The sequence below is a fragment of the Actinomyces sp. oral taxon 448 str. F0400 genome, from assembly GCF_000220835.1.
In the GTDB taxonomy this organism is placed as follows: domain Bacteria; phylum Actinomycetota; class Actinomycetes; order Actinomycetales; family Actinomycetaceae; genus Actinomyces.
On sequence record NZ_GL985606.1, the window covers coordinates 2,119,750 to 2,133,373 of the forward strand.

The window sequence follows — 13,624 nt, forward strand, 5'->3', positions numbered from 1 at the left end:
TCGTCTCAGCGGGTTATCGGGTGCGGCGGGAACGCAGCTGTCTCATTGTGCCTCATCGTCCCCTCCGATGGTCGTCCCCTCCACCGCATCGGGACCCAGGGCGGGCACCGGCCTCCAAGCGCCCACGGTGACCGACGCGTCGGGGTGGAGCACCACTGCGCGCCATGCGAGCAGGGAACCGTCGGCGTCGAAGGACAGGACGTGCAGGTAGGCGTCCTGCGTGACTCGCCCCAACGAGGTTCCGCCCTTACCCGCTCCGGAGACGAGGTGGGCGACGTCGAGGTTCGTGCCCCGAGTCACGCTCATCCCCTGCTCCTGATGGACGTGCCCGGCCACGAGCAGCGGAGCGCAGCCGTCCTCAACGAGGGGGCCGAAGGTCGCCGGCTGGTGGATGAGGACGATATCGGCTCCATCATTCCCCCCGCCCCTGCGCGCCCTCCGGCAGGAAACGGTGGCCAGACGCGCTCCGACATCGGTGGCGTCCTCCTCGCCGCGCTGGAAGGTCCCGCCGGGAGGGCTGCGGTCCGGGTCGACGTCACCCAGGACGCGCAGCCCGCCGACCTGCTCGATGTCGCCGTCGGTCACCGTCCAACCGAGGGCGCGCAAGCGCTCAGCGGTGAAGGTCGAATCGTGGTTGCCGATGGTCGCCACTCGGGCGATGCCGTCGGGAACCGCGTCCTGAAGGGCATCGACGCACACCTGCTCGGGCTCAGAACCTGTCATGGTCAGGTCGCCGTCGTCCATGTGGACGGTAGCGCCCGCCAGTGCATCGAGCAGCCCGGCGAAAGCGATGACGTCGAGGTTGCAGTGCAGATCGGTGGTCAGGGCCGCGGTGATGGCGCCCCGGTCGCGCACGGCGTCCGCAGCCGTCGTCGAGAGCGGCGGGGAAATCGGGCCGCCGGACGGATCACCGCCCGATGACGCGGAATCAGTCGGGGGCGAGGCGTCGGGGGACGCCGTGGCCGCCGCGGACGCCCCGCCGGTCCGTTGGTGAAGCTGCTCGGTCTCAACGGCGCCGTCCGCGGCCGTGGCACCCGCCCTCCCCTCAGTGGCCTGAGAGGCGTCCCAGGCGTTGCGCAGGTTGGTGCCGGCGGCATCGTAGAAGGCGGTGTTGTCCTCCAGGAACGCGGTGACCCTCCCGCCGTAGGCCTGGACGACGTCGGCGATGCGCCCGGAGACGCGGGCCCGCTCCAGCGGGGTGCCCGCCAGCACCTCCAGGCGGCCACCGGTCACCGGCTCGGAGCGCAGGGCCGGCACGAGCAGCGCCACGACGGTTACAACGCCCGTGACGGTCAGCAGGGCGGAGGAGGTCTTGTGCGCCAGGGTCACGCGTACGGCGTCGCGCAGCCGGCCGCCTGCGGCCAGACGCCCGGCGGCCACCAGGCACAGCACGACCGACTCCATCAATCCGGCACGTCTGAAGGCGTCGTCGACGAGAGCCCGCACTCCCCGCTCGATGGTGAGGTCGGGATGGGTGACCAGAGCGATATAGGCGGCGCCGTCGGAACTCAGCGCCTGCCCGAGCGTGGATTGGCGGGCCGCGTCGGGCTCCGCCCCTCCCGGGATCCGCCCTAGAACCACCTTCACCCCCAGGATCCCGGCCGGCGAGTCGAGGGCGACCTGTCCCAGGGGGCCCAGGTCAAGGGTGACGGTCGAGTCGAGGGTCGTCGACCACTGGGCCTCATGGGGGCCGACAGGGCTGGAAGCCGTGGCCGTCGCCGCGCCGACGCACAGGCAGGCCGGGCAGGTGACGGCGAGCAGCACGGACGCGCGCACGACCTTGCGGAAGCGCACGGTGCGCCCCGTCCACCACCGCGAGCAGGCGGCGCGCGCCCGAGCGGCCGGTGCCCTGACGGCGTCGACCGCCGACCGCCATGCGCGCGCCGCCGTCATCGGCCTGGCCTGATCCCCGGGCACGGTTCAGTTCCCGTGGAACCCAGCGATCCGTGCAGCCAGGGCGGTCGTGTAGGCGGAGGTGTCCTCCCACCCGGTCACGGCATGGCAGGGCACGCCCAGCGCCTTGACGGGGTAGTCGTTGCCCTCGGCGTCGAGTCGATCGCCCACGAAGAGCATGTCCTCCAAGGCGATGCCGGTCTGAGCGGCCAGATGGGTCATGCCGTAGGCCTTGTCAACGCCCTTGAGGGTGATGTCGACGCTCGTGGAGCCGCCGGAGCGGACCTCGAGTTCGGGCAGGCGGGCGGCGACGGCGTCGCGCAACCGCCCCTTCCTCTCCCCTGTGGGGTCCCAGGCCTTCTTGGCGTCCAGCGGCGCCTCCTGGCCCAGCGCCGAGAAAGTGATCTGAGAGCCGCGATCCTCCAGGACCGGCCCCCACGTCCGCTCCTCCCACAGGCCCAGGCGCCGAGCCTCGGCCTCGACGACCGCGAAGCCCTCCTCCACCTGGGCGGGGGTCAAATCGTTGGCGTAGACGAGTGTCCAGATCCCGCCCTTTCCGTCCTCCCCCTCGGAGTGCTCGGTCCGGACGCCCCCGGTCCCATTCACCGCCGGAACAGGCGCGGCGTGGACATAGTAGCGCGTCCCGCACGTGGGCATGAGGTGGAGGCGATCCAGCTCCTCGTCGGTGGCGTCGAGACGGGCCAGGACCTGATCGCGGAACTGGCCGAGCCTTCCGCCGGAGATGACGCATACGGGCACGACGTCGAGCAGAGCGCGCAGGGCGGCGGCCATGGGCGCGGGCATAGGCGACTTGGAGGGCGCCAGGGTGTCATCGAGGTCGAAGGCGACCAGGCGGGGGACCATGTCGGACGAGGCCGTGGACAGGGCGTCAGGGACTTCTACGGTGTCTGCGGTGTCAACCATGGCTGCATTGTGTCGCACGGATCGGTGGTGGAGCCGCCGCCACCCGTGCGTGTCGAGAGCGTCCGCGGCGGTCGGAGGGACGACCCCGCGAGCCTGGCGGGGACAGGTTCAGGGCCGGTCGGGATCCCCACGCAGGTTGGCGTGGGCCCGAGCGAAGGCCTCAGCCCTCGCCTCGCTGTCCTCCCGCCGCCCGCGCACTAGGAGGGCGGTCACCGATACCGCCAGCCCGCCCCAGATGATGATCATGGCGGCCAGCATGAGGATGATGGCGGGTGCGCTCATCTCATCACCCCCTCGAGCACATCGAGGTCCACGGGCTCGTGGGAGTCCACTGGCGTCCTCCAGGGCAGGAGCGTGAAGACGGCTGTCGCCACCGCCACGAGCAGGAGCATCCCCCAGCCGAAAACCGCTTCGAAGTTCCTGGAGTAGGTGTAGCCCGCGGTCGCGTAGGACCACACCGTTTGGACGAACATGACCCCCAGCAGGGCGGGGACGACCAGCGCGATCATGACGCGCCACCAGATGCCCACCACTCGGGTCTCGGAGACGAGGTTGAGATGGCGCTGAAGGACCTTGAGCCTGTTCAGCACGATCCCCACGCCTACGCAGGCGACGATCGCAGCGCCGACAACACCGATGTAGTTGATGTAGGCGTCGACGACGTTGAGGTCGTACAGGCCCGAGGAGGTGCCGAACAGGACGAAGGACAGCGCCGCGGAGGGCAGCCCGCACACGAGGGTCGCCCTGGGCGTGGACCAGCCGAACTTCTCGGAGAAGCCCGCCGCCACAACCTGGATGATGGAGATGAAGGAGGTCAGGCCGGCCATCGAGAAGGAGCCGAAGAACAGAACGCCGAAGAGCGCGCCCCCGGGCATCTCGGAGATCACGGTGGGGAAGGTGACGAAGGACAGGGATGGACCGGAGATGCCGGACAGATCCGAGACCGCGACGCCTCGGGCCCAGGCCATGAAGCCCAGGGTCGCGAAAACTCCGACGCCGGCCAGCACCTCGAAGGAGGAGTTGGCGAAGGCGGCCACGAGCCCCGTTCCCACGAGGTTGGAGCGGGAACGCAGGTAGGAGGCGTAGGTGAGCATGATGCCGAATCCGATGGACAAGGAGAAGAAGATCTGTCCGAAGGCCGCCATCCACACGCGATGGTCGAGCAGGGCACCCCACTGGGGCGTGAACAGGGCGTTGAGGCCGTCGGTGGCGCCCGGCAGCAGAAGCGCGCGCACCACCAGGATGAGGAACATGAGCACCAGGAGCGGCAGGAAGACCTTGTTGGCCGTCTCGACCCCCTTGGAGACGCCGCGCGCGATGGTGTACAGGCCGAAGAACCACACGATGAGCAGCGGAATGACGACCCCGCTCACCGGCATCGCGAAGTAGGCGGGGCTCGAGCCGGACAGCTCGCCGACCCCGATGTAGGAGGAGAAGAACGCGCTGGCATCATTCCCCCAGGCGGTGGTGAAGGAGAAAACGGTGTAGCGCAGGGACCAGGCCACAATGACCGCGTAATAGGTCATGATGACGAAGCAGATGAAGACCTGGAGCCATCCGAGCCACTCGAAGCGCCGGGACAGGCGGCGGAAGACCGCCGGAGCCGACCCCCGGTAGCGGTGCCCCAAGGCGTAGTCGAGCAGGAGGAAGGGGATGCCGGCGGCCAGGAGGGCGACGATGTAGGGAACGATGAAGGCGCCGCCGCCATTGGTGTAGGCGACACCGGGGAAGCGCCAGATATTGCCCAGACCGATGGCCGAGCCGATGGCAGCCATGAGGAATCCGAGCTGGCCGCTCCACTGCTCGCGCGCCGGCGATGAGGTCGTGGGGATGGAGGACATGGTGAAGCCTCTGTCGTCTGAAGTATCTAATGGACGAGCGCCGTGAGCGACGCCGTGCGAGCAGCGTCATCGGCCTGCGAGACAGGCGCGAGGACGGGAACCCATGCACCGTAGCCCCGCCCCCGGAGCGGACGAATGGTATACCACGATCTGGGACGCCGGTGGTGGCCGATGGTGTGCGACACTGGACCGGTCAGCGCGTTGCAGTGACGGATCTCGCCCCGCCGCGCTCACCGGGCTCGTTGCTCCGCGACCGTTCCACAACCGATCAGCAATTCGAAGGACCTCATGGCCACCCCGCACATCGCCGCCGAGCCCGGCGACTTCGCCCCCGCCGTCCTCATGCCCGGGGACCCCGGGCGCGCTCGGCGCATCGCCGAGACCCTTCTGACCCGGCCCCGCCTGGTCACCGACGTGCGCGGCATGCTGGGCTTCACCGGAACCGTGGACGGCAAGCGGCTGAGCGTCATGGGCTCGGGCATGGGCCAGCCCTCCCTGACGATCTACGCCACCGAACTGTTCGACCAGTTCGGCGTCGAACGCATCATCCGCGTGGGCACGGCCGGCGGCATCAGCGAGCGTGTCAGCGTGGGCGACGTCGTCATCGCCACCGGCGCGCACACCGACTCGTCCATGAACCAACTGCGCATCCCGGGCATCGGCTTCTGCGCCGTCGCGGACTTCCACATGGCGGAAGCCGCCTACCGGGAGGCCGTCGCTGCGGGCATCGTCGAGCGCACCCACATCGGCACGATCATCTCCCGCGACCACTTCTACCTCACGCCCGAGGGGCAGACCGAACGTCTGGCCGCCTACGGAACGCTGTGCGTGGAGATGGAGGCCGCGGCCCTGTACGGGACGGCGGCCGAGTACGGGCGGCGGGCCCTGGCGGTGCTCAACGTCTCCGACCACCTGCTCGACCACTCCGGCGACATGAGCGCGGTCGACCGGCAGACGCGCTTCCAGGACGCCCTGCGCCTGGCGACGGCCGCGGCGTTCTGCTGACGGCCGCCCGGCCCCGTCCGCGGGGCCTCATCGGGTGGATCGCTCACCCGACCCGGAAGGCCCGCCAGGCGGCGCCGACGATGCCGGCGGTATTGAGCAGGGCGGCCGGTACGATCGGAGTACGCAACCGCAGCAGCGGCAGGAACTTCTCATGCTTCTTCGACACTCCCCCGCCGACGACGAACAAGTCCGGGCTGAAGAGCATCTCGACGTGCGAGTAGTAGCGCTGCAGGCGCTTGGCCCATTTCTTCCACGACATGTCGTGAAGCGTTCTCTGCCCCGAGGAGGCGCGGGTTTCGGCGTCGTGGCCGTCGATCTCGAGGTGGCCGAGCTCGGTGTTGGGCACGAGCGTGCCGTCGACGATGACGGCCGACCCGATACCGGTGCCCAGCGTGGTGACGATGACGGTGCCGGCCATGCCCTGCGCCGCCCCGTAGGCGATCTCGGCCAGGCCGGCGGCGTCGGCGTCGTTGAGGGCGTAGGAGCGGCGCCCCAGGAGGCGGGTCATGAGCTCATCGACATTAATCCCCTCCCAGGACTTGTCGAGATTCGCCATGAACCTCACGGTCCCGTGGACGATGGGCGCGGGGAAAGTGATGCCGACGGGCACGTCGGAACCAACGCCGAGCCGGTCGATGATCTGACGGCACACCTGCGCCACCGCCTCGGGGGTGGAGGGCCGCGGAGTCTGGATGCGCACCCGCTCACCCACGAACTGACCGGTATCGAGGGCGACGAGAGCCCCTTTGACACCCGATCCGCCGATGTCGATCCCGCATGCCACATGGCTCATCGCTGTCCCCTGAGAGTGTCCTGGTCGATACGGCCAGAGACTATAGGATCCGGCGCCCGCTGGGGCCGAGTCGACGCTCCGAGCGGCCTCCCGCCCGCCCTCGCGGCGTTCGGCGCCGGAGTTCAAGCCGAACGTCAGGGCGAGGTCGATGTACTGCGGGCCGTGGCAGTCCAGCAGCTTCGTGATCGGCGCCGGCGCGGCCTCGCGGACGCACTCGTCCAGACCCGCCCCTCGCCGTAGGCGACCGCAACGGCGCCCGGAGAGCGTACGAGGGACCGCCACCCCGCCCAGCTGGGCCGACGCATCCGCACTCACCTGGCCACCATGACGGGAGTTCTCAGACGATTGGAGGCAGGCGGATGGGTTGGACGCCAGCCCGACGCGACCGACGAGCGCATGGGAGCCGAGGTCAGAATTCAGCCGCTGAGCCACCACCGGCCGTCGAACTTAGACACGTGCATCGAGCAGAAACCCGACTCATCGTTAGCAGCGGTAATATGAACAATTAACGAGACGTCATCATCTCGATGAGCACTCTCCACGTGTGGGGTTAGTTCCCCCTCGAGGTGGGTCCGGGCGTGCCAGGAAACGGTTGAGAGGGACTTTATATGCCACAACTGGTGGAGGCGCAGACCTCGTCTGTCTTCCTGTCCGCGACGATGTAGCGAGTGATGTCCTGCCCGTTGCGCGCAGTGTCGACAACACTGGTGGAGAACGCGTCAGGAGTCGACTGATCAACTCCAGCACTGGAATCCAGGATGGATCCTGAGCCGGTGGCGTCTGCTGACGAGTCTGCGAGAACCTGGTCTGGCGCCTCCGGGGTGCCCCGGGCGGGTCGGGCAGGAGGTGATGAGGGTGAGAGACGGGGTTATCAGCAGGCCCGCGATCAGCCCGCCTAGGCCGGCCCATGTTCACGAGGCGAGCGCCTGCCAGATGCCGACCATGGCGGTACGGGCCTGGACAGCATGAACACCCGTGAGCTCGGTAAAGTCGAACATCGCGGCCATCAGATGAATATCCCGTTGCGGCGCCCCGTCGGCCCCGCACGAGAGGCCCGCAGGGCGCGAACGAGAGCCAGGTCAACCGCACCGAGGCGGGACGCTTCGACTTCAAGGCCTCCGGACCACCGGCCGCGTCCCTCGAGGAGCCGGACGAAGCCCGAACGATCAGGGGCCGGGACCTGTCCGGAGTCGTCGCCTCAACGGCCGTCAAACAGCGCGATCGCATCGGAAAGCCGTCCAACGTCGACGACGTCGTCCAGAACGCCTGTCTCAAGATCGGCAAGAGCGACGAGTTCGATCGCATCCCCCTGGCCCCATCCGCCTCGTGTCCAGGACCGTGACCCGTTCCCAGGGGCACGGCAACAGGAACGACGGATCGACGTGCTATGACCCATCGGGCGCGTAGGAGAGTCGGTGCAACGATTCTCGTACTAGCGACCGTGGTGGGGGTATGAGACTCGGGCCGGAAGCGGGGACGACCCGGCGTCATCCGCACCGCTAGCCCTACGCCCGCAGACACTGAAGCAGTGCCGGCCCCGCGGCGACCCCCACCATGATGACCCGGACGCAGATCGCTCAGTGCGACAAGGCATGCACGTCACGTCAGTAGTGACTGCCACCGGCGGCTCCGACGTACAACTGACGGTCAACGGCCCACTCATCGACTCGCAACGCTCGGCGCCGACCCCACCGGTTCAACCACGGTGACCGGTACAGGGCGCCATCCAGACCGGCAGCAGCGGCTGGCTGGGTCGAGCTGTCGGGCCGCTGCTCGACTAAGACACCCCGTCCTCGCAAGCGGCTACAGCGCTACCGCCCACCCAATGGATCAGTGACCTGATAACTCGCTTCGGGTCTCTTGTCAGGGAGCTGGTGGTGATGGAGACGCCGGAGCCGTGGAGGAGCCGGATGAGGCTGATAGCCAAATTGCGCAGCGCGGCCATGACCTCCTGCCAACCCCCGGGCATGAATCGACGTGCTACCACCAAACATTCTGGCGCCATTCCAACGAAAACGACCGCCACCCGTAGGTGACGGCCGCCGACCAGTGGAGCTAGAAGGAATCGAACCCCCGTCTCCCCCACAACGTGGGGGCGCGCTACCAACTGCGCCATAGCCCCATGAGTGAACCCTTATGCGGATCGTGGAGCTAGGGGGATTCGAACCCCCGACCTCTTCCATGCCATGGAAGCGCGCTACCAACTGCGCCATAGCCCCGAACGCGGGTGCCGCCCCGCGGGCGACGGGCATAACTGTATGAAGTCCAGGCCTCATGGGCAAATCCACCTCGCGTGCGGTGCCTCACCCTGTGACGACGGACCTCGCTCGGGCACGGTGCTACGACAGGAATCCGCTGATCATCCCGCTCGTTGCGGAAGCGGCCCGCCCCCCGCCCCCGTTCCAGCGGACGAGCACCCAGCCCGGCGAGCGCGCCGTGCGCCCCAACTCGGCGTGGTGGCAGTTATCCAGACCGCGCAAACCGAACCACGCCGAAGGATCAAGCCCGAGGAGGCGAGTGGCGCCCAAGGTGATGGCCGCTCCGTGCGAGACGACAACGACCGCGTCCTCGCCCGCCGTCGCGGCGATCCGCTCCAGAATCGCGCCGACGCGGGAGGCGGTCGCAGCGCGCGTCTCGACCCCAACGCCCTCGGGGTCCCCGCCATCGCGCCACACGGCGAACTGCTCGGGCCAACCCGCCTCGATCTGAGCGCGGCTGAGACCCTCCCATCGGCCGAAGGAGCGCTCCACCAGGCCGCCGTCGACGCTCACGGTCAAGCCGCTCACCGCAGCCAGCGCCTCCGCCGTCTCCCGGGCGCGTCCGAGAGGCGAGGACACGATCGCGGTCGGCCTCAGGGCGGCGAGCCCCGGCGCGGCCGAAGCGGCTTGAGTGCGCCCCACCCCGTTGAGGGGGGTGTCGACCCGCCCCTGGACTCGGCCTGCGACGTTGTCATCGGTCTGACCGTGCCGCCACAAAATGAGCTGCGTCATGGGCGAGGACGATCAGCTCGCGACATCGGTCGGCGTCCGGACGTCCTGGGGCAGCTCGATGAGCGGACAATCCTTCCACAGCCGTTCCAACGAGTAGTGCTCGTAGTCCTCGGTCTGCTGAACGTGGACGACGACGTCGGCATAATCGACGAGGACCCAGCGGGCCTCTTGGAAGCCCTCCCGCTGAACGCGTCTGGCACCCGCAGCGAGCATGGCCTCCTCGACGGCGTCGACGATGGCCCGCACCCGGCGGTCGTTGCCCCCGGAAATGATGAGGAAGACATCGGTCAGGGCGAGACGCTCGGAGACATCGATCGCGATGATCCTCTCCGCCTTCTTCTCAGCGGCGGCGCGGGCGGCGATACGGGTCAGGTCGACGGCGCGGTCAGTGGCGGGCACGAGTCTCCTCGGAACGGTCGGAGTGGTCGAGCTGCCGGGCCCTCAGCCCAGCAGTGAGGTCCACGTCGGAATCGCCCCGACGGTGGAGGCGCTGGCAGAGCTAGAGCCCCCGTGGTTGAGGAAGAACCACACCAGAGCGCCGATCACGAGCACGACGATCGCGACGATCGCGACGATGATCAGGATCCTGCTCATCGTCGACGTCCGCGGCCGCTCGGAGACCGGACCCATCGAGGCCATCGCCGTCGTCGTTGCGGGAGTCGTGCGCGAACCCCATCCCAGGTCCTGATCGGGCGCCGGCGCCCCTGCGGGCTGGGGGGCCGGGGCGCCCGGCTGCGGAGCCGCCCCGGGCGTCGCCTCCGGCATCGGCCCGTAGGGGGTGAAGGCCTGTCCGGACTCATCGAAGGCCGAACCGGCTTCCCTCAATGGCGGCGAGTCGGGCGCATCGGGCGTGCCGGTACCGCCGGAGGGGGGCTGCTGCTCGTCCTCGGGACGCAGGACGCGCCACTGCGGATTGTCGATCTCGTCGAATTCCTCGTCGACGGGACGCACGTCGCTGAGCTCGCCCGTATCGGTATCGACCGTGCGCACGCCCTGCGCCGCGTTGGGGATCCTGACAATGGGTCGGCGCGACGGCCCCCCGGCGGCCGGCTCGGTCGCCCAGTCGGGCAGGCCCTGAGGTTGCGCCGCCGCACCCGTGCCGAGCTCGTCACCATTGGGCGGACTCGAAGGGGCGGGCGGGCTCGGCACAGCAGCCTCCTCCGGTTCCGCCTCAGTACCGCCGACGGGTTGGAAGCCGCTGCCCGGCGCCCCCGGGGCCTCACGGTCGAGACCGATCGTCTCCGGCGCGTCGTGGCCGACCCCCGTGCTACCCGTCGCCTCATCGTGGCCGGCCTCGGAGGCGCTCGGCGTCTCACGGTTGAGCAGGGAGCGCCGTTCAGGCATGACGGCCGGCTCGTCCGTGGCCGGTGCCGCAGTGTAGGGCGGCGCCGCCGCCGGCAAGTTGACGGCGTTCATCACACCGGTCGGCTGTGCGGAAATGTCCTCGATGTCATCATCGGACAGCGACGTATTGGCGACCTGCGGCACCGGCTCCTCGGAGGCCTCCAGACCGGTCGGGGCAGCGGGAGAGGCCGTACCGGCGGCCGCGGACCGCATGGCCCCGCCCGTCCCACCGGGAGAGGCCGACGCCGGATGCTCGGGGCCGGGCCTGTCGATCCCGGATGCGGGCGCAGGCCCCTGCTCGACATCGCCGGCCGCGGGCGGGCGCCCGGCGAGCGGTGTCCGGGGCGAGCGGTCTTCGGGAACGTCGGCGACCCGCGAAGCCGGGCCCGGTGCCGAGGCATATCCCCCGGACTCGGCGTCCCTCTTCTCAGCGATGTCGGAAAGGGGCGGTTCGCCGGCGGAGTGAGCCCCCGCGAGAAGAGGAGACGGCACGGGGGCCTGCGAGCGCGCCGTCGCGGTCTCGTCATCGTGCGCGGGCGCCGTCCGCGCACCGGCCCCGGGAGCCGCGGCCTCCCGGGAGCCGCTCGGGCGCCCCACGGTCTGCGCCGCCTGCGTCCGGGCGAATGAGGGCGTCGGACCCATGGATTCGCCTGCGGCGCGCTGATCGGACGCGGGCAGGTCCGGCCCGCCCTCATCGGACCGCACGCCGGTGGACCCGCCGGTCCTCGTATCCGCCGATCCGGAGGGGGTCGACGCCGCGTGACTCCCGGCAGCCTCCAGGCTGGGCGTCCTGATCTCGGGCTGCTCGGCCAGCGGGTCTTGCAGCGCCCTGGCCTGCTCAGGGGTGATCTCCCCCGCCGCGACGGCGGCACGCAGCGCCGCCGCCTCCTCGCGCAGGCGCTTGAGCTCCCGCCGGGTCAGAAGGGGTTGCTGTCCGGTCAGGATGGCCTCGCGCTCGGCCGCGCGCTCGGCCTGCCGCATCTCCCGTCGGCTGCGGCGAGGGCCGGCGTCGTCCTCTGCGACGTCAGGCTGGCTCTGGTTGACGTCGGTGGTCTCAGTCACCGTCGTTCTCCTTCCTCAGGGACTGCTCTCGTGCGACACGAGCGGTCATCGACGTCGTCGATGCTGGGTGCTCCACCGTACGGTAGAGCCCGTACTTCCGGATGTACTGGACGACACCGTCGGGCACGAGGTACCAGACGGGGCCGCCCTGGGCGACCCGACTGCGGCAGTCCGTGGACGAGATGGCCATAGCGGGCACCTCGACCAGCGACACTCTGTCCTCCGGCAGGCCGGTGTCCGTCAGGACATGCCCGGGACGTGTGACGCCGACCAGGCGGGCCAGGTCGAAGATCTCCGCGTTGTCCTTCCACGTCAGGATTTGCGTCAGAGCGTCGGCGCCGGTGATGAAGTAGAGCTCGGCGCCGGGGTACTCCGCGATGACGTCGTGAAGGGTATCGATCGTGTAGGTCGTGCCGCCACGGTCGATGTCCGCGCGGGAGACGGTGAAGCGCGGATTCGACGCGGTGGCGATGACCGTCATGAGGTAGCGGTGCTCCGCCGGCGCGACACGACGGTTCTTCTTGAAGGGCTGGGTCAGCGTCGGTACGAAGATGACCTCGTCGAGCCCGAAGACGTGCTGGACTTCGGAGGCAGCGACGAGATGACCGTGATGAATCGGGTCGAAGGTGCCGCCCATGAGACCGATGCGCAGCCGGCGTGGGGCGCCGCTCATCGGCACCACCCCCCTGTCGCTGTTCGGCACTACCGCTCCTTCTGTCACTGCGAGCCCTGTGCACGCAGACATACCCATACTGCCACGGACAGGGGGCGCAGCGGTTCGTGCCACGCCCGCCGTGAACGCGGTCGTGATCGATCATCCCGCCCGCCCCGTCGAGCCCGCCGTCCCGTACCCGTGCGCCGGCGTGACCTATGCTGCGGGTACCGCGACGACCCCGGCAATGCTCCCGCTGTGCGGTCCCCGGGGAGCCCGCGAAGGAGACCCGATGAGCCGCCACAAGCGTCTGTCCACCATCCTGGGCATCGTCGTCGAGGAGGGCAGCGTCCACATCGACGACATTATCAAGCGACTCGACGTCTCGGCCGCCACGGCGCGGCGGGATCTCGATCTTCTGGCCCAGCAGCAGCTCATCACCCGCACCCGCGGAGGCGCCTGCGCCAACCCGATCTCCTCTCAGCTCCCACTGCGCTACCGCACGACCCGCATGGGGCGCCAGAAGGCCCGTATCGCCCGCGCGGCCGCCCAGATGGTGCGCCCCGGCGACGTCATCGCTCTCAACGGCGGGACGACAACGACGGAAGTCGCCCGGGAGGTCGCGCTCCTGCCGAACCCGACCGCCCCGGAGGATCCCGTGACGGTCGTGACTAACGCCGTCAACATCGCCAGCGAGCTGACCGTGCGCCAAACGGTTCGTGTGGTCGTCACCGGAGGTGTGACCCGAGCCCGCTCCTACGAGCTGACCGGCCCGCTGGCCGACCTGATCCTCCCCCGGATCTCGGTGGGGACCGTCTTCCTGGGCGTCGAGGGACTCGACCGCACCGGCGCTTACGCGTCCCACGAGGGCGAAGCGGCCGTGGGCGCCGCATTCGTCAGGGCCGCGCGCCGTACCGTCGTCGTCGCGGACCGCACCAAGCTCGCCGGACCCGCCTTCGCCCTGATCTGCGAGAGGGCCGATATCGATCTGCTCATCACCGACGAGGACGCCCGCTCCTCCGATGTCGCCGCCATGCGCGAGGCGGGGATCGACGTCCGCCTGGTGTGACGCCCTCCCGCATGAGGCGACGCGCGGGATGTCGGAGATTCGGGGATACGG

The 13,624-nt window shown here is 69.5% G+C and carries 12 protein-coding genes and 2 tRNA genes; 3 read left to right on the plus strand and 11 right to left on the minus strand.

The features are described from left to right. Nucleotides 1–42 precede the first annotated feature (42 nt). The 4 genes from HMPREF9062_RS09015 to HMPREF9062_RS09025 all read right to left on the minus strand — a co-directional run bounded on the left by HMPREF9062_RS09015 (nt 43) and on the right by HMPREF9062_RS09025 (nt 4,658). Nucleotides 43–1,917: a metallophosphoesterase family protein gene (locus tag HMPREF9062_RS09015; RefSeq protein WP_253270692.1), complete on the minus strand. Its 1,875-nt coding sequence runs from the start codon at nt 1,915–1,917 to the stop codon at nt 43–45. Between the two features lie 3 nt (nt 1,918–1,920). Beyond that, nucleotides 1,921–2,757 (minus strand): HAD hydrolase family protein, encoded by an 837-nt coding sequence (locus HMPREF9062_RS09020; protein ID WP_034254909.1) that lies wholly within the window; start codon nt 2,755–2,757, stop codon nt 1,921–1,923. Between the two features lie 168 nt (nt 2,758–2,925). Continuing rightward, nucleotides 2,926–3,099, minus strand: coding sequence for a methionine/alanine import family NSS transporter small subunit (locus HMPREF9062_RS12600; RefSeq protein WP_009749806.1), 174 nt, complete (start codon nt 3,097–3,099; stop codon nt 2,926–2,928). Then, a complete protein-coding gene (locus HMPREF9062_RS09025) occupies nt 3,096–4,658 on the minus strand; it encodes a sodium-dependent transporter (RefSeq protein WP_009749807.1) in 1,563 nt (520 codons plus the stop codon). Before HMPREF9062_RS09025 ends, HMPREF9062_RS12600 begins: the two co-directional genes overlap by 4 nt. Before the next feature lie 288 nt (nt 4,659–4,946). Here HMPREF9062_RS09025 and deoD point away from each other — a divergent pair, with 288 nt between their 5' ends. Next, nucleotides 4,947–5,663 carry a purine-nucleoside phosphorylase gene (gene deoD, locus HMPREF9062_RS09030; protein ID WP_009749808.1) on the plus strand — a complete coding sequence of 239 codons (717 nt, stop codon included), beginning with the start codon at nt 4,947–4,949 and terminating at the stop codon, nt 5,661–5,663. 43 nt (nt 5,664–5,706) lie between these two features. Here the strand turns inward: deoD and ppgK are convergent, their stop codons facing one another. Continuing rightward, nucleotides 5,707–6,456, minus strand: a complete 750-nt coding sequence (gene ppgK / locus HMPREF9062_RS09035) for a polyphosphate--glucose phosphotransferase (protein ID WP_034254092.1) — start codon at nt 6,454–6,456, stop codon at nt 5,707–5,709. A gap of 291 nt (nt 6,457–6,747) precedes the next feature. Here ppgK and HMPREF9062_RS13855 point away from each other — a divergent pair, with 291 nt between their 5' ends. Further along, nucleotides 6,748–6,957, plus strand: coding sequence for a MarR family transcriptional regulator (locus HMPREF9062_RS13855; RefSeq protein WP_156790103.1), 210 nt, complete (start codon nt 6,748–6,750; stop codon nt 6,955–6,957). A 1,549-nt stretch (nt 6,958–8,506) separates the two neighbouring features. Here HMPREF9062_RS13855 and HMPREF9062_RS09040 read toward each other — a convergent pair. From HMPREF9062_RS09040 to nadD, 6 genes are all read right to left on the minus strand, one after another. Further along, nucleotides 8,507–8,578: transfer RNA gene (locus tag HMPREF9062_RS09040), tRNA-Asn, on the minus strand. 24 nt (nt 8,579–8,602) lie between these two features. Further along, a tRNA-Ala gene (locus tag HMPREF9062_RS09045) sits at nt 8,603–8,675 on the minus strand. 120 nt (nt 8,676–8,795) lie between these two features. Beyond that, nucleotides 8,796–9,446, minus strand: a complete 651-nt coding sequence (locus tag HMPREF9062_RS09050) for a histidine phosphatase family protein (protein WP_009749814.1) — start codon at nt 9,444–9,446, stop codon at nt 8,796–8,798. Between the two features lie 12 nt (nt 9,447–9,458). After that, the gene (gene rsfS / locus HMPREF9062_RS09055; protein WP_009749815.1) at nt 9,459–9,845 is read right to left on the minus strand and encodes a ribosome silencing factor; all 387 of its coding nucleotides are present in this window, start codon (nt 9,843–9,845) and stop codon (nt 9,459–9,461) included. 42 nt (nt 9,846–9,887) lie between these two features. Beyond that, the gene (locus tag HMPREF9062_RS09060) at nt 9,888–11,852 is read right to left on the minus strand and encodes a hypothetical protein (protein ID WP_009749816.1); all 1,965 of its coding nucleotides are present in this window, start codon (nt 11,850–11,852) and stop codon (nt 9,888–9,890) included. Next, on the minus strand, nt 11,845–12,525 hold the full coding sequence (nadD, locus tag HMPREF9062_RS09065; RefSeq protein ID WP_034254095.1) for a nicotinate-nucleotide adenylyltransferase: 681 nt from the start codon (nt 12,523–12,525) through the stop codon (nt 11,845–11,847). Before nadD ends, HMPREF9062_RS09060 begins: the two co-directional genes overlap by 8 nt. Nucleotides 12,526–12,796: 271 nt before the next feature. On the opposite strand from nadD, the gene HMPREF9062_RS09070 reads away from it, so the two are divergent. Further along, nucleotides 12,797–13,573, plus strand: coding sequence for a DeoR/GlpR family DNA-binding transcription regulator (locus HMPREF9062_RS09070; RefSeq protein ID WP_034254098.1), 777 nt, complete (start codon nt 12,797–12,799; stop codon nt 13,571–13,573). Nucleotides 13,574–13,624: the final 51 nt, after the last annotated feature.

Bases quoted from the DNA above. Each gene is read 5' to 3' on its own strand.
- HMPREF9062_RS09020 (WP_034254909.1), bottom strand. From the start codon at position 2,757: ATGGTCCCCCGCCTGGTCGCCTTCGACCTCGATGACACCCTGGCGCCC.
- HMPREF9062_RS12600 (WP_009749806.1), bottom strand. From the start codon at position 3,099: ATGAGCGCACCCGCCATCATCCTCATGCTGGCCGCCATGATCATCATC.
- HMPREF9062_RS09025 (WP_009749807.1), bottom strand. From the start codon at position 4,658: ATGTCCTCCATCCCCACGACCTCATCGCCGGCGCGCGAGCAGTGGAGC.
- deoD (WP_009749808.1), top strand. From the start codon at position 4,947: ATGGCCACCCCGCACATCGCCGCCGAGCCCGGCGACTTCGCCCCCGCC.
- ppgK (WP_034254092.1), bottom strand. From the start codon at position 6,456: ATGAGCCATGTGGCATGCGGGATCGACATCGGCGGATCGGGTGTCAAA.
- HMPREF9062_RS09050 (WP_009749814.1), bottom strand. From the start codon at position 9,446: ATGACGCAGCTCATTTTGTGGCGGCACGGTCAGACCGATGACAACGTC.
- nadD (WP_034254095.1), bottom strand. From the start codon at position 12,525: ATGAGCGGCGCCCCACGCCGGCTGCGCATCGGTCTCATGGGCGGCACC.
- HMPREF9062_RS09070 (WP_034254098.1), top strand. From the start codon at position 12,797: ATGAGCCGCCACAAGCGTCTGTCCACCATCCTGGGCATCGTCGTCGAG.